21 protein-coding genes are annotated in these 20412 nt (G+C 44.7%); 8 read left to right on the forward strand and 13 right to left on the reverse strand.

Going from position 1 to position 20412, the window contains the following annotated elements; all coding sequences use genetic code 11:
- Positions 1 to 37: 37 nt before the first annotated feature.
- Positions 38 to 1102 (reverse strand): glycoside hydrolase family 113, encoded by a 1065-nt coding sequence (locus WG943_RS08220; protein WP_340408089.1) that lies wholly within the window; start codon positions 1100 to 1102, stop codon positions 38 to 40.
- Between the two features lie 242 nt (positions 1103 to 1344).
- Here WG943_RS08220 and WG943_RS08225 point away from each other — a divergent pair, with 242 nt between their 5' ends.
- Positions 1345 to 2190, forward strand: coding sequence for a hypothetical protein (locus tag WG943_RS08225; RefSeq protein ID WP_340408090.1), 846 nt, complete (start codon positions 1345 to 1347; stop codon positions 2188 to 2190).
- Between the two features lie 288 nt (positions 2191 to 2478).
- The gene (locus tag WG943_RS08230; RefSeq protein WP_340408091.1) at positions 2479 to 3567 is read left to right on the forward strand and encodes a lysylphosphatidylglycerol synthase transmembrane domain-containing protein; all 1089 of its coding nucleotides are present in this window, start codon (positions 2479 to 2481) and stop codon (positions 3565 to 3567) included.
- A gap of 118 nt (positions 3568 to 3685) precedes the next feature.
- Here WG943_RS08230 and WG943_RS08235 read toward each other — a convergent pair whose 3' ends face one another.
- The 3 genes from WG943_RS08235 to WG943_RS08245 form a co-directional block, all read right to left on the reverse strand.
- A complete protein-coding gene (locus WG943_RS08235) occupies positions 3686 to 4234 on the reverse strand; it encodes an SRPBCC family protein (protein ID WP_340408092.1) in 549 nt (182 codons plus the stop codon).
- Positions 4235 to 4924: 690 nt separating this feature from the next.
- Positions 4925 to 5497 carry a hypothetical protein gene (locus WG943_RS08240; protein WP_340408093.1) on the reverse strand — a complete coding sequence of 191 codons (573 nt, stop codon included), beginning with the start codon at positions 5495 to 5497 and terminating at the stop codon, positions 4925 to 4927.
- Between the two features lie 46 nt (positions 5498 to 5543).
- A complete protein-coding gene (locus WG943_RS08245) occupies positions 5544 to 6236 on the reverse strand; it encodes a hypothetical protein (protein WP_340408094.1) in 693 nt (230 codons plus the stop codon).
- 144 nt (positions 6237 to 6380) lie between these two features.
- Between WG943_RS08245 and WG943_RS08250 the strand changes: the two genes are divergently transcribed.
- The 5 genes from WG943_RS08250 to WG943_RS08270 all read left to right on the forward strand — a co-directional run bounded on the left by WG943_RS08250 (position 6381) and on the right by WG943_RS08270 (position 11171).
- Positions 6381 to 7184 (forward strand): hypothetical protein, encoded by an 804-nt coding sequence (locus WG943_RS08250; RefSeq protein ID WP_340408095.1) that lies wholly within the window; start codon positions 6381 to 6383, stop codon positions 7182 to 7184.
- 59 nt (positions 7185 to 7243) lie between these two features.
- Entirely contained in the window at positions 7244 to 7486 is a 243-nt protein-coding gene (locus tag WG943_RS08255; RefSeq protein ID WP_340408097.1) for a hypothetical protein, read from the forward strand.
- Between the two features lie 144 nt (positions 7487 to 7630).
- Positions 7631 to 8431 (forward strand): DUF547 domain-containing protein, encoded by an 801-nt coding sequence (locus tag WG943_RS08260; protein WP_340408098.1) that lies wholly within the window; start codon positions 7631 to 7633, stop codon positions 8429 to 8431.
- A gap of 1 nt (position 8432) precedes the next feature.
- A complete protein-coding gene (locus tag WG943_RS08265; protein WP_340408099.1) occupies positions 8433 to 9803 on the forward strand; it encodes an NAD(P)/FAD-dependent oxidoreductase in 1371 nt (456 codons plus the stop codon).
- Between the two features lie 12 nt (positions 9804 to 9815).
- Positions 9816 to 11171, forward strand: a complete 1356-nt coding sequence (locus WG943_RS08270) for a 4Fe-4S binding protein (RefSeq protein ID WP_340408101.1) — start codon at positions 9816 to 9818, stop codon at positions 11169 to 11171.
- Between the two features lie 56 nt (positions 11172 to 11227).
- Here the strand turns inward: WG943_RS08270 and WG943_RS08275 are convergent, their stop codons facing one another.
- Positions 11228 to 11473, reverse strand: a complete 246-nt coding sequence (locus tag WG943_RS08275; RefSeq protein ID WP_340408103.1) for a hypothetical protein — start codon at positions 11471 to 11473, stop codon at positions 11228 to 11230.
- Between the two features lie 653 nt (positions 11474 to 12126).
- Here WG943_RS08275 and WG943_RS08280 point away from each other — a divergent pair.
- Positions 12127 to 12735 carry a TetR/AcrR family transcriptional regulator gene (locus WG943_RS08280; protein ID WP_340408105.1) on the forward strand — a complete coding sequence of 203 codons (609 nt, stop codon included), beginning with the start codon at positions 12127 to 12129 and terminating at the stop codon, positions 12733 to 12735.
- Between the two features lie 37 nt (positions 12736 to 12772).
- Here WG943_RS08280 and WG943_RS08285 read toward each other — a convergent pair whose 3' ends face one another.
- From WG943_RS08285 to WG943_RS08320, 8 genes are all read right to left on the reverse strand, one after another.
- The gene (locus WG943_RS08285; RefSeq protein WP_340408106.1) at positions 12773 to 13930 is read right to left on the reverse strand and encodes an iron-containing alcohol dehydrogenase; all 1158 of its coding nucleotides are present in this window, start codon (positions 13928 to 13930) and stop codon (positions 12773 to 12775) included.
- Between the two features lie 25 nt (positions 13931 to 13955).
- The gene (locus tag WG943_RS08290; protein WP_340408107.1) at positions 13956 to 14960 is read right to left on the reverse strand and encodes an NADP-dependent oxidoreductase; all 1005 of its coding nucleotides are present in this window, start codon (positions 14958 to 14960) and stop codon (positions 13956 to 13958) included.
- Between the two features lie 141 nt (positions 14961 to 15101).
- Positions 15102 to 15446, reverse strand: coding sequence for a 50S ribosomal protein L20 (rplT, locus tag WG943_RS08295; protein WP_340408109.1), 345 nt, complete (start codon positions 15444 to 15446; stop codon positions 15102 to 15104).
- 90 nt (positions 15447 to 15536) lie between these two features.
- Entirely contained in the window at positions 15537 to 15731 is a 195-nt protein-coding gene (gene rpmI / locus WG943_RS08300) for a 50S ribosomal protein L35 (RefSeq protein WP_219878368.1), read from the reverse strand.
- Between the two features lie 24 nt (positions 15732 to 15755).
- Positions 15756 to 16280, reverse strand: a complete 525-nt coding sequence (gene infC / locus WG943_RS08305; RefSeq protein ID WP_340408111.1) for a translation initiation factor IF-3 — start codon at positions 16278 to 16280, stop codon at positions 15756 to 15758.
- Positions 16281 to 16396: 116 nt separating this feature from the next.
- Positions 16397 to 18334 (reverse strand): threonine--tRNA ligase, encoded by a 1938-nt coding sequence (gene thrS, locus WG943_RS08310; protein ID WP_340408112.1) that lies wholly within the window; start codon positions 18332 to 18334, stop codon positions 16397 to 16399.
- Between the two features lie 11 nt (positions 18335 to 18345).
- The gene (locus tag WG943_RS08315) at positions 18346 to 19431 is read right to left on the reverse strand and encodes a tetratricopeptide repeat protein (RefSeq protein ID WP_340408113.1); all 1086 of its coding nucleotides are present in this window, start codon (positions 19429 to 19431) and stop codon (positions 18346 to 18348) included.
- 156 nt (positions 19432 to 19587) lie between these two features.
- Positions 19588 to 20379 carry a hypothetical protein gene (locus tag WG943_RS08320; RefSeq protein ID WP_340408115.1) on the reverse strand — a complete coding sequence of 264 codons (792 nt, stop codon included), beginning with the start codon at positions 20377 to 20379 and terminating at the stop codon, positions 19588 to 19590.
- Positions 20380 to 20412 lie beyond the last annotated feature (33 nt).

Consider the following 20412-nt stretch of genomic DNA (forward strand, 5'->3'; position numbering starts at 1 on the left):
TCATTATAAAAGGCCGGCCTGAAACCGGCCTTTTATTTTACGCGCCATACCATTTAGCCATTACCTCCCCAGCAGCTTTGTTCTGAGGTGTAAAATCCAGGTGGTCGCGCCGGTTTTCCCGTAACTTAGGGTACCATTTCCAGATAAAGGTTCCGCCAAACCATGGCTGCTGCCAGAACTGCCGGAACATGGCCTCGTAAGCGTTTGCCTGTGTTTGCTCTGAGAGCTGCAACAGCTGCCATTCTCTGTCTGGCCATTTCCAGGGCTCTATGGCTGCATCAGGAGTACTTTTATAACCTATCTCGGTAAACACTACCGGCTTTTTATACTTTGCCTGCAGGCTGGCAATAGCTGCGAAGTGCCCTTTCCAACCCTGTTGCAGTTCCTCTACCCTAGGCTCTGTGTTTGTAGTAAGCGGAAAGTAGGCTTGTATGCCGATAAAATCCAGCTCGTCCCAAAACCTGATCTCTTCATATTCTTTGTACCAGTTGGCAGCATAGGTTAATTGTCCCTTATATACTTTCCGGATTTCTTTTATGAGTTTACGCCAGTCCTCTTCTCTTTTTACAGCTGACAAGTATAACTCGGTACCGATACAGAGTGCATCAATGTTTTGCTCCTGAGCCAGGCGGGCATAATGAAGTATAAAATTGCTGTAGTTGGTAAACCACTCCTGCCACTCCTCCTCCGTCTGCATTTCAACGTCGCCTAGCCATTTGCCGCTGCTACGGTCCATTAGCCAGATGTGTGGCTTTAGCAGGGTTTTAAGCCCTACCTGCTTAGCTAATTGGGTGGTATGTATCAATCCGCTGTCACGTTCGCCCCAGTAAACTTTATTACCTCGTTCTAATCGTATCTCCGGCTCGTTATAGGCTGTTTGCCAACCAAAAGGCGTCTGGGCAATCCAGGTAACATGATAGCGCTTTAACATTGCCAGCTGCTCCAGCTTTACTGAGTCGCCTGCTACCCAACTCACCCCTCTAAACTTGTTTACCGGTGCAACCTCCTCCTCTGTAACAAAAGCCACGGGAACAAGAGCTGCACCAACCAGGAAGAGGATCAGCAAAATGATAAACAGCGGAATAAACAGTCTCTTTTTCATAAGCAAAACTAAATCGCTTTGATAGCTTTAGAATAACTCCTTGTAACTAAAATAACATTTAAAACCTTTAATCAATTGATTAAACACTGCATCATTTAAAACTGATTTACACATTACTAAAGATATATAAACGAATAAACAAGCTATTTTTTAGAGCAGTGCAGTTGTGAGTTAATTATAAGCTTACCCCAATTTTTTTACTAGATTAATTTAGTAATTTGTGGCCTCTTATAGTTACCCTTATGCGCATACTTCTGTTACTGCCACTGGCCTTATTCTTTAGTTGCAAGCAATCTTCTAATAAAACGGTTTCTGGCCCTCCCACCGATCATGCTTTGGCTGCAGAAGCAAACAAACCTAATGCGAGCAACGACAAAGTATACGTTACCTATGTAGCCGATACCACTAACCTGTCTCCTGAGCCTGAAACACCTATTAAATTAATGCTCGAGGGCAGTTTTCATAAACAGGAAGTATGGCAAGGTGCCGAGAAGAAGCCATGGTTAGCTGTTTTTTATGAAAATAACCGTTACTACCTGCGCTCCACCGCATTAAGTATACACCCTGCCTATGACCCTGTGTACGATTCAGATCAGGAAATAGAGGGCTCACGTGTAATATCAGGAAGAGAAGTTCTCAGCCAGGATTCTAGTACCGTGTTCTTCTTGACTGGCCTTACTAAATACACCGAAGGTGAACTCGATACAGTGGCATTTAAACGAAACATCATACCTGCTAACAGAGCTTTAAGGTATACATTCAAAGGTAAGCCCTACAGCATCAGCGCCTATGGCGACAGCGTACAACTAGGCAAGAATGAGTATAGCTACCGAAACTATGGCTGGAAAGTAGGCGGAACAAAGAAAGGCAGGCGCATTGAACAAATATTAGCTGAAGACGCACAATTTGATGAGTCTATTTACATGTTGCTCTGGGCTGGCGATTTGGATCGCGATGGCATCCCGGACCTGCTGATCGATATATCAAACCATTACAATGTATCCTCTATAGCTTTGTTTCTTTCTTCGATGGCAGATAAAGGCAAGCTATATAAACAGGTGGCGCTGTTTCAAACTATCGGCTGCTAAACTCACTGCTTTTCCCTTTCCGAGTCTCAACTGCTCGTTCAACCTGCTTGCTGATACCCTTCATCCGCGCCAGCACATCATTTACGGAATAGAAGGCATCAGATTGCACTAAAACACCGCAATGTGCATTTACTGGGTAACAAATAGTTAATTGCGGTACAGTATTTAAAGTACACCTTGCCTCTTGTTTAAGCATATTAGAAAGCAACTGGCAAGGTAAAAAGGTACGTTTACGGATTTAATCTACCTTCTCTTTACTGCGGTCCGGAATTTGACAGTTCACCCGCTATGACGCTAACGCAACGTAATTTTACAAAACACTTTTCCGCTCCCCGGATCATACTGCCCGTACTTCTGGGTTTAGGAGTTATTGGGTATATGCTCTATCAAAACTACGAGCCCGAGCAATTAGAAACCCTGCTTAACGCCAGCCCCTTCTGGATAGGCATGACGCTTCTGGTGCTGTTTATACGTGATTTTGGATATATGTACCGCATTCGATTTCTGACAGATAAAGCCCTGAATTGGAAGCAAAGCTTTAATGTGATCATGCTTTGGGAATTTGCCTCTTGTGTACTGCCATCGGTTGTGGGCGGCTCTACCATTGCAGCATTTATACTTTACAAAGAGAAGATACCGCTAGGTAAATCTATTGCGCAGGTAATGGTTACGGCCATGCTTGATAATTTATACTTTGTGGTTATCTTACCATTAATCTTACTTTTTGCGGGCACTCAAGTTTTCCCGGACCTGCTCAGCATAAACCCGACCCTGCGCGAAAGCTTGGGCATTGCGTTCTTCGTGAGTTACCTCATGATTACTATGTATGCCAGCCTCATGTTTTACGCCCTTTTTATCAACCCAAAGGGAGTAAAAAAGCAACTGATACGATTAGGCCAAACGAGGCCGTTTAGGCGCTGGAGAACAGCTTTGTTTCAGCATGCCAACGAACTTTTAATTGCTTCTAAGCATTTGCGCACCAAAAATTCTGCCTTCTGGTTGCATGCCAGTGTCTCTACTATTTTTGTTTGGACAGCCCGTTATGTAATTATCGGATTTTTAATAGCTGCCTTTACACACCTAAGCCTACACGACCACCTGGTAGTATTCTCTAGGAACTTGGTGTACAAGATTGTGCTGTTTTTGTCGGTAACACCAGGCGGTGCTGGTATGGCAGAAATATCTTTCCCGGCATTTTTCGGTGCTTTCTTGGGTGGTTTTACCACAATTGTGGTTTTACTGTACCGTTTGCTAACCTACTATGTATACCTATTGGTGGGCGCTATTGTGTTTCCGAGGTGGGTTGCTCGCAGGTTTAAACGCGATCAAGCAGAACCAGCCACAACGGCAAAAGTACCAGCCGAAGCCATGCTATAGCCCCTTCTCACATATTTTAAGGAGGTATAACCTTTGGCTTTGCGGTAATATTAGTATAAACAAAAGAGCCATTCTGTTATAAGAATGGCTCTTTGCAATATGTATTTAGAGTATACTTTTATCTTGCCTCAGCAGTTGGTTGCTCTACTACGACTCTCAGGTTTTCAAGCCCACGTTCAAAGTCAGGTCCCACTAAACCGTCCAGCATTAGTCCAAAATACTTACCAATCGGGTTGACACCCATGTCAGATTCCATGGTCCATGTTACTTTAGTTCCTTCCGGAGTTTCTTCAAACTGGTAGAAAGCTAGTCCTTCTCCCTGTCCTTCAAACTGCATCTTTGTATCAACACGCTGGTTAGTAACACTTTCTGTTATGATGAGTGAACCATTGCCCACATCCGGGTGCTTACTGAACCAGTTATACTTTGCGCCTTTGCCTGCATCAGGCCCTTCGTAAGATAATAGCATTTGAGGATCTATAGTGTGCCAGGGCGACCACCTTTCCCAGTTTTGCAGCCTGTTCACCTGGTCAAACACTGCAGGGGCGGGTGCTTTAAGTACGGCAGTGCGCACCACTGTTACTTTTGAAGGAAGAAAAAGCGACACAATTAATAGCACCGCTATTAGCGCCAAAAGGCCTAATCCTATCTTTTTGAGGACTTGCATGATGTGTTGTGTAAGGTTGAACTGTTAAACATAGCAATAGTTTAATACTAATACAACACTTGTTACAACACAAAAAAAAACCGCAGCTTACGCCGCGGCCTTTTCTCAGATGGAAATTTAATACTAATGTACTGCGTGTTATACGTACAAGTTTCAGAAAGTATATTTTTTATACTTATAACAGTCAAAAGTTGCAAATAAAACGATGCAGAGAAGTACATGCACGTTGCAGAAACAAGTTGCGGCCTGTTTGCATAGTAATCCTTATTACGAAGCGCAAGGTCTGGCTATCATAAACTAATTTTTCCCCTTAGTTCTTCATGTGTAAGAAAAACTATTTCTAGAGATGTTCAAGTGAGTTCCTCTTAGCTAATCTATAACCATCTCTATTACAAAATAGGCAAAGGAGCCAACTAATAGTAGAGCAAGTGCAGTATTTGGATTCATAGGCGGTAAGGTTTATTTGTATTATTAATAACTTGTCTCTTATAAATAACACATCTTAGCACCCAATGTTTTACCTTGGATAACCCTGACTTCAACTGTTTCAGAGCCTATTCTTAATTGCGGGTACTTTGTTACCAATTTTTACGATCGGAGTTATAATAAGTATCTATAGGTGCGGGCTCTAAAATAAAAGAAGCCTCTCCAGCTTTATACCAGAAAGGCTTCTTTTGATTTACGTTACTCTTACCTATTCCAGAAGTACCCGTAGTTTCGGCCTCCTACTCGGTTAACTCTTTCTCCAATTCCATACCGATCGTCTCCAAAGTCTCGGAAAGCATCCTCATTACCGTAAGATGCATCATGGCGATAGCCATGGTTTCCGCGGCTGTCGAAGTCCCGGTACATATCGCCTTCTTCTGGGTTATCAAAATTGGGGTTGTACCCCATGTTATAACGGTAGTGCCGCTCTCTGCTTGCATAAGGGCCTTCGCCGGGGCGTGGGTAATAACTTACCGTATCAAGGTCGTTCTCAGCAGATCTTGGTAAGCCATACTCTTCAGATCGTGGTTGTGCAGTATAGTTGCTGATGTCATACATTTGGTCGTAACGCGCATCTCGCATGCCAGCCTCTCCTCCGCTTCTGCCATACTCGCGGCTGTGCTGCCTACGGTAAGCCTGCCCGGGCTCGTGCTGTGTATCTCCTAAATAAGCGTGTCGCCTGCCTTGGAATGGCCCGCGCTCACTGTGCCCATCATCGTATTGGCGGCTGTATCTGCCGTAGTTCATTTTACTATCGTCTCGGAACATTGCGTACATATTTTAAGGGAGCCGCATGTACTGGGGCTCCGCGATCTTCAATAAATTAACGTCTGTTGCTTTTACCTCTCGGCTGGTTTTGCCGCGACTCATGCTGCCAACGATCTGTTTCGCTGTAGTAGCTGCCTTCGCCGTAATGCGTGGCACCCGGCGTATAGTTGCGTCCGGCAAAGCCACCGCTGTAATCGTTATCATAATTGCGGTTGCCCTGCTCGTAACGTCTATAAGACTCGTAGTCTCCTACAGAGCCGCGTGCCAGGTTCTCATTATCTCGATCGTGGCGCACATCGTGGCCAAAGCGTTCATCAGCCATGCGATACCTGGCCTGCGGCTCACGGTTACGTCTCAGATCATCATAATCTTGGTCACTATAATCGGCTCTGGAATCGTAGTGGCGCCCTGAGTTATACCTGCCTCTCGGTATGTAACTCATACCATAAGGGTTATCGCTGTTCTGGCTGCGGCGGGAAAAATCCTCACCGGCATAACTAGCTCCCCCTGGTCCAAACCTACCTTCAGGATAAATGTTCTGCTGATCATCGCCTGAATTAAAACTTGCAACATCACCATACTGCTCAAAGTCGTTGCGGCCATAGCCACGGTTAAAGTGTGAGTCTAGGGTATAGTTGCCCTCGTCTGAGTTCTGACCGTGATGGTGGCCATGCAGCCAACGAGCATCCGGGTCACCAGCTCCTTGGTTTCTGTCGTCGCGTCGGTCATATCTTCTGTTGTCTCTCATAGCTTGGATTTTAAACGTGTTTAATTCAATTACACATCTTATTACGGTAAGATGCTGCACTTTGGTTAGTTACTCCTGTCCCCGTACGTAAACCCAACATAGCTTCCTGCGTTAAAAAGGTATAACTAAAAATTAAATAAGACCATGGAAGGAACAGATTGGTATAACAGAACAGGCTACACTGATTACCGCAACCATTACCGCGGAGACGACCGTCCAATAGATGAGGATATGTACCGTGGAGCCTATCGTTTAGATACAGACAGCGACCATAAAAATGTAAGCACCTGGGATTGGAAATCTAATGACAATACCCAAAGAAGCCGCGACTATAACGCAAGCTATAACCGTGACTACAACAGAAATTACAACAGCGACTATAACCAGAACCACAACCGAGATTACAACACCAGCGGTAACCGCCGTGCCGGTGAACTCTCGAACCAACGTGATTATGAGCGCGACTGGAGCGGACGCTATCACAACGACCGCAGTGGCTACGACCATGATAACCAGAACATGAACAGCCGCTACCGCCGCAACGATGATAACAACAACCGCTCATCTTACAGAACCGGCAACAGCAGCGATTGGAACAGGCGTGACAGAGATGACTACAGCAACCGGGATCGCGGCCAGCATGAGCATCGCAGCGTAAGAAACCGCATGGACGACCGTGATAGAAGTAACAACATTGGCAGCAACTTTAACGCTGACTATGGTCCTGATAACTATGGCCGAGGCAGAGGAGAAAACTATGGTAACATGGCAGGCTCGCTGAGCTACGGCTACGATGGCACCAACAATTATGACCCTGATTGGGACAGGCAGTACGACCCACAAAGCGGACGTAGAAAAAGTTATCATGGCAATTATACCAGCCGCCACCCGGAGCAGAACAGAGGCGGCCGAGGAAGCTCTGATAATAACAGAAACCAAAATTACTAAAAGCACATATACACCGGAGGGTAAAACACGCTCCATTTTAAAACCTAAAATTTAATAAGATGAATTCAGACAATAAAAACCGAGATAAGGATAAACTAAAGAATGAAGACACCAATGAAACCTTAAACAAAGGCAACAAGGTGCCAAACATTCATCCTACCGGGCAGCAACAGCAGGTAGATAATGAACAACTAAAGAAAGGAAAAATTGGCGGCGCACCGTCTCAAAAAAGCGGCAGCAGAGGCAGCTCTGATGTACAGGACGGTGGTACCGATATCGGCAGCAGTGCAGGCAGCCACTAAACGTAACTATTTGAATAAAAGGCCGGTATATCCGGCCTTTTTAGTTTACCAGCCACTTCAAAACCTTTAGGCACAGAATTAGTTTGTGTATTAATCAAAAATTGGAAAGTATCGTTTTGCTGCTGTATTGCCTATTGTAGTTACATGAACCAACCCTACCCAACTAGTTTAAAACGCTTGAGTATACTTTTGTTATGCGCCACACTTGTACTGCTCATCAAATGCCATACTACTTCTACACAATCAAAGCCAGTGCTTGCCTCTACTGTTCCAAACCATCAACTTTGGACGAAGCTGCTACAGAAGCATGTAGAAAGCAGTGGATTTGTAAACTATAAAGGCTTTATACAAGATAGCTCAGCACTAAACCTGTACTTGCGAACGCTTCAGGCAGGTGTGCCCGACCCCAATACCTGGACACAAGAAGAACAGCTTGCTTACTGGATAAATGCCTACAATGCGTATACTATAAAACTAATCGTAAATAAGTATCCGCTTAAAAGTATAAAAGACCTTAACAGCACCATTGCCATACCTTTTGTGAACACCATCTGGGACCGGAGGTTTTTTACTCTTGGAGGCAGGAAGTATAGCCTCAATAAAATTGAGCATGAAATTCTTAGAAAGAAATTCCATGAACCCCGGATTCATTTTGCTATTAACTGTGCCTCCGTATCATGCCCTGTATTGCGCCGTGAGGCTTACACAGCCGCTAAGCTAGAGCAACAGTTGTCCGAACAAGCCATAACATTTATAAACGACCCAACTAAAAACCAGCTTTCATCTGGCAATCCAAAGCTTTCCAGTATCTTTAACTGGTTTGGTAGCGATTTTAAAAAGGATGGAAGTATAATTAGCTTCATAAACCGCTATTCAAGTATAAGTATAAAGGAAGATGCCAGTGTGGAGTACCTGGAGTATGACTGGCGCCTGAACGAGCAGTAATATGCAACAATCCCAACACCTTGTCATCATCGGAAACGGCATTGCCGGCGTTACACTTGCACAGCATGTGCGGCAGAAGAGCAACTGCCGTATCACGTTGGTGTCGGAGGAGTCGGCTACTCACTTCTCTAGGCCTGCTTTAATGTATGTGTACATGGGCCACATGCGCTACAAAGATATCTTACCCTACCCAGTTTGGTACTGGCAAAAACACAACCTGCAGCAGGTGCATGGGCGGGTTACAAAAGTTGATTTCGAAAAGAAGGAATTGGAGCTTCAGAATGGCGAAAGTATAGAGTATGATACACTGGTGCTGGCAACCGGCTCCTGTCCCGCCTTCTATAACTGGCCCGGCCAAAACCTGAAAGGTGTACAGGGGTTGGTAACATTACAAGACCTTCAAAGTATGGAGGAGAATACTAAAGAGGTAAGTGAGGCAGTGATAGTTGGTGGAGGTTTGATTGGGGTTGAGATGGCCGAGATGCTACTTAGCCGTGGCATTGCTGTTACCATACTGGTGCGTGATATGCACTACTGGTACAACGTCCTCCCTAAACAAGAGGCTATATTGGTAGCTAACAATATCCGGAGGCATGGTATTAACCTGCTATTCGGTGAAGAGCTTCGAAGTATAAACCCGGACGCAGAGGGCCGCGTGCAAAGTATAACTACCCAAAGCGGCAAGCAATTGCGCTGCCAGTTTGTAGGGTTAGCTACAGGCGTAATACCTAATGTAGCATTCCTGCGTAACTCTGGCCTTGAAACAGACAGAGGCATACTGGTTAATGAGTTTTTCGAAACCAGCCAACCAGAAGTATACGCTATCGGAGACTGTGCCCAGTTCCGACATCCTGCTCCTGACGCACCCGCTGTAGAGCAGCTGTGGTACACGGGGCGGCAGCACGGCGAAGCATTAGCTCAAACTCTAACGGGCAACAGGCAAAAATATAACCGTGGTCCCTGGTTTAACTCAGCTAAGTTTCTGGATATGGAGTACCAGACATATGGTTTTGTGCCAGCCACTTGGGATACATCCTACGACTCGCTATATTGGGAGCATAGTGACGGCGCCAAAGCCATCCGCCTATTATATGAGCAAGAATCTGGGTTACTTATTGGGGTTAACCTTTTAGGTATACGCTACCGCCACGATCTTTGCCATCACTGGTTGCAGCAACAGTATACCATACACCAGGTGATGCAGGAGTTGCCTGCCGTTAATTTTGATCCAGAGTTTTTCCAGCGCTACGAGCAGGAGCTTTACACGCAGTATGCACAGCGCTTCCCTAACCAGGCTACTCCTGCCAGTAAAACCAATTGGTGGGACCTGCGCAACCATTTTAACCTGTTCTCATCTTCTGACAGCTGTTAACATAAGTATAACATGAGCCCCCTTACATCTACCTATAGTTCACCTGTTACACCCAATGCCCGTGGCGGCGCATTTAAACTTGTTGGTTTGCTTCTTATTGGTTTGGGTATACTTGGCCTGCTGGTAGCAGCATTCGGTGCTGAGGCAGTATCTCCGGTACTTACAGGGCTTGGTGGAACTGCTGCTCTTACTGTAGGCGGACTGCTATATGTGTGGGAGGCACGAAAGCAGAAATCTGTGGCTGAGCAGAACAACGGTGCATGGCAAAACGATGTGACAGCCCGTGGAGCCAGTGCCTGGGTTTTGGGTGTGGTGCTTACTGGCTTTTACGTGCTGTTGTACTGGTTTCCGGATACCTTGCGAGGTTTGGTACTGGCAGTAGAGCCGCTCAGCCAGTTATTACGCAACCGCCCCGCCGACCACTGGTTTCTATACGGCACCTTTTATACCTTGGCTATACTTATAATGGGCGTGCACGCGCTCTTAAAGTACCGTAACAGCAACTACCATATTATCCGGACAGTCTCTGTTATGTTCTTCCAGTTGGGATTTGCATTTCTACTGCCGGCCCTGCTGCTTTTCCTGAACAAGCCTGAATTTTACTTCAGTTACTTTTGGCCCTTAAAGTATGATTACCTTTTTCCGGGCACAGTTAGTTACCTCATAGACAATGGCGCTGCGCTGGGTGTGTTTATGGTGTTTTGGGGAGCTGTGTTTTCTTTTCTGGCTACGCCTGTTCTTACCTACTTCTGGGGCAAGCGTTGGTACTGCTCCTGGGTGTGTGGCTGCGGTGGCCTCGCCGAGACAGCCGGCGATCCTTACCGCCACCTCTCAGACAAAAGCAAAAAAGCCTGGCAATGGGAAGTAGCTATCATCTATCCTATATTTGGGTTTATCATCTTTACCACACTTATACTTTGGATTAACTCTTGGAGCGAAGGCAAGTTATTAGGCAATCTGTCACAAGGATTCTCCAGCACCTACGGTTTTTTTATTGGTGCCATGTTTTCGGGTGTAATAGGTGTAGGATTTTACCCGATAATGGGCAACAGGGTGTGGTGTAGGTTTGGTTGCCCAATGGCGGCTTACCTTGGGCTGCTGCAAAAGCACTTCTCAAGGTTCAGGATAACCACCAACGGCGGCCAGTGCATTTCGTGTGGTAACTGCTCTACCTACTGCGAAATGGGTATTGATGTACGGCACTATGCGCAACAAGGAAAACCAATTATACGATCATCGTGTGTGGGTTGCGGTATTTGCGCCCATGTGTGTCCTAGAGGTGTGCTAAAGCTAGAGAATGGTCCCCGCGAAAACCGTTATGCGCCCACTACGCTTATTAAGCGCAATGATGTTGGTATACTTAATTAAAAAACAGAAAGCCACCTTTAAGGGTGGCTTTTCCAATATCTTCAACAAATAGCTTGTTATTGTAGCTCTTCCTGCTCCATGTATTCCCACATGGCATCTTCGTTAGAGCCAGTCTTAAATGCATAGATCAGCATAGTAGTGTACACGCCGATAAGCAGAAAGCTTAGAGGAATTGAAAATACGAAAGAGACAATTAGGGTTTTGATCGGATCAGGCTTTGAACGCATTTTCGTGGAAGCATACCAGAAAAATAAAACATTAAAAATCCCTGAAAGTGCTACAAAGTTTAAGATGTCAATCATCGGCTAAAAGTTTATTTAAATCTTATTGTACCAAGAAGTATGCCAGCGTAAATAATCATTGTACTCTCGCCATTGTCACCTCTTAGATTTATCCTCTTTTCAATAGCTGTTAATGCAATTTAAACGACTATTTTATAATTGCCAAATTTTTTAACTGCAAATTTTACAAATTTTAAAAAAAGTAAAACATGTAAAATTCTCTATATATCAGACTGTTTATATACCTTTTGTCGTTTTATAAGCTTCATCCAATCCAAATATAACTATCCCTCCTTCTGTACAACCAGTCAATAACGTTGCTACACTAATTGCTTAAATAAAAGATTTTCAATTTAAACATCAACATACAACTTGGCGTAAGAAAAGCATTGTATTATTTGTTGGGTGTTAACTAAGTTAACAACACAATAATTCATTTCTAACGATTTAAAATAGCTTTCCCGCCTGCACTTTTTCTCGCAGCACTTTACTTTTAAGTATTAACAAGTTCAGGATCAGCCAGAACTATTTACAAAAATATTTTATCCTAATAACCGTAAAGGGTTAATTATGATATTAATGTGTAAACTATATATTTGCCTGAATGCCTGCATCAGTTATTTAAAAACATCCTGCATCAGGTAAAACTCATCCGAACCTACGACTAAAGTACTATGAATGCAAAAGAACAGATAGTGATCAAAGCCAGTAATCTTTTTCTGAGGAAAGGATATGTTGGAGTACTGATGGCCGAAATTGCTAAAGAAATGGGTATGAGTAAGAAAACACTTTACCAATACTTCTCAAGCAAAGAAGAGCTAGTGCAGGAAGTGATAAAAACTTACCAGCTGGAGATGCAAACTACTGTAGAACAACTTATAAACGATACAACAATCTCATTTCCAGAAAAAGCCAGCCGGATTTTTAAGTATGTAGCAACAAGGTTAAATGGCTTGAATCCTGTATTTATACAAGACATCAAAGAAAACTCCCCTACAAGCTGGAAGCTAATACAAACGTATAAATCACAGGCTGCTTACTTAAGATTTAACTCACTACTGGAGGAGGGTGCCCAGTTGGGTTACGTTCGCAGTGATATCAACCGGTCACTGGTCGTTATGCTTTACGCCAATGCCCTGGATACAATCGTAAATCCGGAATTTCTGCGCCAGGTACCTCCACAGCTTACTGCAGACCTACCTTATACGCCGGATGCCATACTTGACGGTGTGGTTAATATTATCTTTAAAGGAATACTGAAAGAGAAAGTTTATGAAGTATAAAAAAGCAGGCTACCATCTCTGGCAGCCTGCTTTTTATTTATAAGCTCATTGTGAGGATTTGTTCCACATCCTGTACCTGAATATCGGCTCTTTCGCCCAGGTTCTTCACGCCACGTTCCTCAAAGCGTTTTACAATCTCCTTTATGGTGTCTTGGCCGACTTCATAATCTCTTAACTTTGTCTTAATGTCCAGAGACTCAAAAAAGGCAATAGTAGCTTGCATTGTAGCTTCTATACGCTCATCTTCTGTGCCAGCATCAACACCCCACACACGCTCTCCGTACTGCAGCAGCTTCTCTTTTTTACTTTCTAGTTTGTAGCGCAGCAGCGATGGCAGTACAATAGCTAGCGTTCGTGCGTGGTCTATGCCATGCAGGGCGGTGAGTTCATGCCCTATATAGTGGGTTGCCCAGTCTGTTGGTACTCCTACGCGTATCACGCCATTCAGCGCCATAGTGGCGCACCACATAAAATTAGCCATGGCATCGTAGTCCTGTGGGTTCTGGATTACCTTAGGCCCTTCTTCTTTCAGGGTAATAAGTATAGCTTCTGCCATTCTATCCTGCAGCGGTGCGTTAACCGGGTATGTTAGGTACTGCTCCAGCACATGCGTAAAGGCATCTACTACACCATTGCTTATCTGGCGCTGTGGCAACGTAAAAGCTGTTTCAGGGTCAAGTATCGAGAACTTTGGGAAAGTATAAGGGCTACCGAAAGAGAATTTCTCTTTCGTTTCTGCACGCGTGATCACCGAGCCTGAGTTCATCTCAGAACCTGTGGCTGGCAGTGTTAGTACTGTACCAAATGGAACAGCTTTAGTAACAGGTGTTTTCTTTGAGAGAATGTCCCAGGGCTCCTCTCCCTCGAACTCCATTGCTGCCACAATGAATTTGGTACCGTCAATTACAGAGCCACCTCCAACAGCTAATACAAAGTCTATCTGCTCACTTTTTGCCTGGCTTACAGCTTTCATTAGTGTTTCATACTGCGGGTTGGGCTCAATGCCGCCAAACTCTGTTACGCTTCTTCCCTTCAAGGCATTCATTACCTGTTCGTATACGCCGTTCTTTTTGATGCTGCCGCCTCCATACGTTATTAATACGCGTGCATCTTCTGGAATTTCGTTGGCAATGGCTGCAATCTGGCCTTTACCGAAAAGTATCTTAACAGGGTTATAAAATGTGAAGTTGTTCATGTTTATAGTTTTATTCGTTTGTTGATCATTCAGCCACTTTAACCAGTTGCTTACCTATGTTCTCTCCTTTAAATAGGCCTAAGAAGGCCTCTGGTAACTTATCAAAGCCTTCGGCTATACTTTCTTCATACTTTAAATTACCAGCTTTAACCCATGTTGCTAGCTCTTTTGAAGCCTCTTCAAAACGTTCGGCATAATCGCTTACAATAAACCCTTTCATCAGGCTCTTTTTTGTCAAGAGCAGCGGCTCTACTCTCGGACCTGTAGGGCGGCTGGTAACATTATAGAGTGCTATTTGCCCACATATAATAATGCGACTGAAATTATTGAGTAAAGTGTACACTGCGTCAGATATCTCACCGCCTACATTGTCAAAGTATATATCAACTCCTTCAGGACAGGCTTTCTCCAGCGCTTCCTGCATATTGCTGGTGGTTTTATAGTTAATGCCCTCGTCAAAACCGAGTTGTTCCTTCAGATAAGAGATCTTTTCATCAGAGCCGGCAATGCCCACTACTCTGCAGCCTTTCAGCTTTGCTATTTGACCTACTACCATACCCACTGCGCCAGCTGCTCCAGATACTACTACCGTTTCACCTTGCTTAGGCTCACCAATAAAAAGCAAGCCACAGTACGCTGTTAAGCCGGGCATTCCTAAAATGCCTAAATGGTAACTTAATGGGGCCAGGTTTGGGTTGATTTTGTGCAGGCCATTGCCATCTGATAAAGTATAAGTTGCCCATGGCAGGTTTCCCAAGACATTGTCTCCACTTTTATACTTACTGTGGCGGCTCTCCACAACTTCTGCTACAACGCCACCTGAAATGGGCTCGTGCAGTTTATAAGGCGGCACATACGATTTTGTTTCACTCATGCGTCCGCGCATGTACGGGTCCACTGAAATATAAAGTGCCTTTAATAACACCTCCCCTTCTGCAGGACTACTTACCTCCTGCTCCGTAAATTCAAAATTACTTTCGTTTGGCATTCCTTGTGGTCTGCTGCGCAATAATATCTTTTTACTGTTCATACTTCTGATCTTAGTGTAAAGTATAATCTATGCAAAACAGGCCATGTGGGTTTTAGTTTTGAGAAATGAAGTTATAAAAGTATAAAAACAAAAAGGGGCTTAGCATTTGCTAAGCCCCTCCTGTTATATATCGCTAGTAAATTACTTTACTTTGTCAACGATGCTCTTGAACGCCTCTGGGTGGTTCATGGCAAGGTCAGCAAGTACTTTACGGTTAAGGTCGATGTTTGCTTTCTTAAGAGAGCCCATCAACTGAGAGTAAGACATACCGTGCTCACGCGCACCAGCGTTGATACGCTGAATCCATAAAGCTCTGAAGTCTCTCTTCTTTGCTTTTCTATCGCGGTAAGCGTAAACTAAACCTTTTTCAACTGCGTTTTTCGCAACTGTCCAAACGTTCTTACGACGACCAAAGTAACCTTTGGCCATCTTCATTATTTTCTTTCTTCTGTGTCGTGCTGCTACGACATTGACCGATCTTGGCATTTTGTTAAAAGTTTTGGGGACTGGTGATTAAGATTAATCTTCAAAAAAGACCAGGCTCCGGGTTCGTACTAAATAGTTAACCTAAAATAATTAAATGTTAAGCATTGCTTTTACTCTGTCCATGTCAGCTGAGCTAACAAGACCTGTGTGAGTAAGATTACGCTTCTGCTTCGTGGTTTTCTTAGTCAGGATGTGGCTCTTGTAAGCGTGCTTACGCTTAATTTTGCCAGTACCTGTCAAAGAAAAACGCTTCTTTGCACCAGATTTAGTTTTTACTTTTGGCATGTTTATATAATTGATTTGATAAAATTACTTCTTAGGAGCCGGTGCCACTTTCGGAGAAAGAATCAGGAACATCCTTTTTCCTTCCAGCTTAGGTAACTGCTCAACTTTAGCTACATCCTCCAGCGCTTGAGCAAATTTAAGCAATAAGATCTCGCCTCTTTCTTTAAACACAATGGTTCTACCCACAAAGTGTACATAAGACTTAATCTTAAATCCGCTTTCCAGGAATCCTTTGGCGTGCTTCAGCTTAAACTCAAAGTCGTGATCATCGGTGTTAGGACCGAAACGAATTTCTTTGATCACCACTTTCTGCGCCTTCGCTTTCATTTCGCGCGTTTTCTTCTTCTGCTCGTACTTAAATTTCGAGTAGTCGATGATACGGCATACCGGCGGATTGGCTGTTGGCGAGATCTCGACAAGGTCCAGATTCTGCTCGTTAGCTATCTTTTGGGCATCTCTAGTCGAGAATACCCCCTGCTCTACATTGTCACCAACTAACCTGACTTCTCTGGCCGTTATTTTATCATTGACTTTGTATGGCTCTTCCACTTTTCCGCGTGGGATAAAGCGCTTGTTTTGAGTAGCTATAGTTGTACCTCCTTAAATTAGTTTCTACAATTAGGCTGCGAATATCGCAATTAATCTATCAAAAAGAAAATCTTTTCTTAATTGTTAAGCATTTCGGCTACTTTGCCTTTGAATAATTCTACATATTCTTCCACTGACATAGAGCCCAGATCGCCTTCGCCGTGCTTGCGCACCGACACCGCTCTGTTCTCCTGCTCTTTCTCTCCAACGATCAGCATGTAAGGTACTTTACGAACCTCGGCATCACGTATCTTTCGTCCGATCTTCTCGTCACGGTTGTCGATAAAGCCTCTGATATCTTCCTGCTGCAGTCTGTTATAAACTTCCTGTGCAAAGTCATGATACTTTTCAGAGATTGGAAGTATGGCAAACTGCTCCGGGCTTAACCAAAGTGGGAAATTACCAGCGCAATGCTCGATAAGTACCGCCACGAAACGCTCCAGCGAGCCGAACGGGGCTCTGTGGATCATTACAGGGCGGTGCTTGGCGTTGTCAGCACCGATGTACTCCAGCTGGAACCTTTCTGGTAAGTTATAATCCACCTGAATAGTTCCAAGCTGCCACTTACGACCAAGCGCATCCTTCACCATGAAGTCCAGCTTAGGTCCGTAGAACGCAGCCTCGCCCAATTCGGTTACAGTACGAAGGCCTTTCTCTGCGGCAGCCTCTATAATAGCACTCTCAGCTTTCTCCCAAACATCGTCTGTACCAATGTATTTAGCCTTGTTTTCAGGATCGCGCAGGGATATCTGGGCAGTGTAATCTTCGAAGCCGAGCGCCTTAAATACGTATAGCACCAGGTCAATAACCTTGATAAACTCTTCCTTTACCTGGTCTGGGCGGCAGAAGATGTGCGCATCGTCCTGGGTAAAACCTCGCACTCGTGTTAAGCCATGTAACTCGCCGCTTTGCTCGTAACGATACACTGTACCAAACTCTGCAAAACGTACCGGCAGTTCTTTGTAAGAGCGTGGGCGTGTTTTGTAGATCTCGCAGTGGTGCGGGCAGTTCATCGGCTTCAGCAGAAACTCCTCATTCTCGTTCGGTGTCTTGATCGGTTGGAAGGAGTCAGCGCCATACTTTTCGTAGTGGCCTGAAGTAACGTAAAGTTCTTTACTGCCAATATGCGGTGTTACAACCGGCTGGTAACCGGCTTTAACCTGTGCCTTACGCATGAACTGCTCCAAGCGCTCGCGTAACAGGGTGCCTTTTGGTAACCACAACGGTAAGCCCATGCCAACTTTCTCAGAGAAAGCAAACAACTCAAGCTCCCTGCCTAACTTACGGTGATCGCGCTTCTTAGCCTCCTCCAGGCGCTCCAGGTACTCAGTCAGCTCCTTTTGTTTAGGGAAGGTAACGCCATAGATACGGGTCAGCTGCTTCTTGCTCTCGTCGCCGCGCCAGTAAGCACCGGCTACGTTCATCAACTTCGCAGCCTTGATAGTACCGGTATTTGGCAAGTGCGGTCCGCGGCAAAGGTCCACGAAATTGCCCTGTGTATAAAATGTGATGGTACCGTCTTCCAGGTCCTTGATCAGGTCGAGTTTATACTCATCGCCTTTTTGGGTAAAGTACTCCTCCGCTTCTGCTTTAGAGACTTCGCGGCGAACAAACTCGTTCTTGCTACGTGCCAGCTCCAGCATTTTCTGCTCTACTTTTGCAAAGTCATCCTGCGAGAAAGACTGCTCTCCCATGTCAACGTCGTAGTAAAAGCCGTTCTCCACAGGTGGGCCTATACCGAACTTTATACCAGGATATAGCTCTTCCAGCGCCTCTGCCATCAGGTGTGCAGAAGAGTGCCAGAAGGTATTTTTTCCTTCGTCATCATTCCAGGTGAGCAGCTGCACGGTTGCATCCTCATTTATAGGGCGCGTTATGTCCCAGACTGTACCGTTTACTTTGGCAGCAAGCACATTTCTAGCTAAGCCTTCGCTTATACTTTGTGCGATCTCGAAGCTTGTTACGCCTTGGTTATATTGGCGAACAGAGCCATCTGGCAGTGTGATGTTGATCATGTAAGTAATTTCTATTGTTCTATAGTTTCCCGTTGTACTGCTGTACTATCGGGTGTTGGTCTTGTTAATTTATACTTAAGCCGGCTTATAGCTTGATATCCGTACGAATAGCGAGGCTCCACCTCTACTAAGCGCTGGTATGTTTGCAGTGCCTTTACGTTTTGGCCACTGCGCTCGTAAGCACCAGCCAGTGTACTCAGATACTTTGGTTCCTGCTTATACTTTGGATACACCTTTTCAAGATGCCCCAGTGCTGCTTCAGTATTGCCCTGTTTATAGGCGTCCATCCCTAATATGAAATGGGCACCATGTATAGTATCATTCAACGCCACCGCACGGTTAAAGCTGAAAAGGGCACTATCCTGCTTTTGCGCCGATTGGTACACCAGGCCTCTGTAATACCAAAGCCTCGCATCATTTGGCTCCATTTTCTCAGCTGCTTGCAGATATGGTTTAGCAGCTTCAAAGTCTTTCCTGCTTACCAAGATGCCTGCCAACTCGCGCTGTGGCTGCATAAACTCCGGCAACTGCTCCAAAGCTAACTTATAATTCTGTATTGCTCTTGCCGTATCTCCCGTTGCCTCTTGTAGCCTTCCTTTGTAGTAGTAGGCATAGGCATCAGTAGGCGACAGTTCCTGTGCTTTAATTAAGTATTCTTTTGCCTGTTTATATTCTTTTCGTTGTAAGTATAATTCTCCCAGCAGCACATAAAGCGAACTACTCTGATAAGAATTACGCTCTGCCTGCAATGCTAAAGGCAAGGCTTCTTCCTGCCGGTTAAGTGCGCGCAGTACCTGGGCCTTTACAAATAAAGTAGAAGGCTGGTTTTTAGTAAGCCTCACAGCATCATCAGCATCCTGTAGGGCCTTCTCCAACTCGCCTTTCCGGAGCAATACCATAGCACGCCTGGCATACAGGCTACCGTCTCTTTTCGACTGTTCGATGGCAGTGTTCAGGTTCTTCAACTGGGCATCTGCATCGTCTTTCACCTCAGCCAAATTTACCATCTGTTCGCTATTAGCCTCTTCGCCAGTACACGCACACACTGATAATAACAGCACCAATCCCCACAAATTCACTAATCTTTTAAACGGCATAAGGCATGCATCAGCTTTATGAGCTTCTTAAGAGCGCTAAATTAAAACAATTTACCTAAATAGAATAATCCTATGTAATTAAACAAAGGGTATATAAAACAGCGAGCCTGCATCCGGACTGGAAGCAGGCTCGCTTAAAATAGCTTTTATTTATACTCAGGTATTCTGTTTCTCCCGAAGCATAATCTTGCAGCGCCTGCTAAGTTCTAACTCCTCCTTCGTTTCTAAGTCGGTTAGCGTTAAAGCTTTCGTAAGCGTTGAAATACAGGCTTCTTTATCTTTCATCTCATTATAAACCTGAGCAAGGTCGTAGTAATACCTGATATTTTTGGGATTATACACAATGGCACGCTCTATTGCATCGGCAGCATCTTTGTTAGTGGCTGTACCGCAAATACCACCAAACAAAACCTTAGACGCTGCTTTTTCAGCAAAATTAAGGTTTGCCATCTTAAAGTACCAACGCCCCAAAATATGCCATGCACCAGCGTGTTCCGCATCTGCTGCCAGTGCAGCATCTACAAATGATTTTAATTCATTTATACTTGTAAGCCTCTCTCTAGGCCCGGAAACCAGTGCCTGGCAACCAAGAGACAGCGCCATAACATAATTTGACTCAGCATCAGTTGGGTTAAGAGCGTAAGCTCTATTAGCATAAGTTCTGGCCTTAGCGGCATGCTCCAGCTTTTTAGTTTCGTCAGTATAACGTTCGCTGATCTTGCTGTGCAAGTAGCTGGCTCTGCATAGGGCTATGTAATTTTCAGAAGCCTCCTCTAGTATCTTTTCATAAACTACCAGTGCTTCGCTGTCACGATAGCTTCCTAAGAGTTCCTCAGCACGTTGCAGCAACTTGTCGTTATTGCCGGAAACACCATCGTCTGCCACGCCTGCAAAAGCTGCGCAAAAGAGGAAAAGTATAACTGGAAATGCTCTAAAAAGTCTTCTCATATACAATACTACACATCACAACCTACGGAATAT

Origin of the sequence: Pontibacter sp. H249 (assembly GCF_037892465.1) — a bacterium.
Lineage (GTDB): Bacteria > Bacteroidota > Bacteroidia > Cytophagales > Hymenobacteraceae > Pontibacter.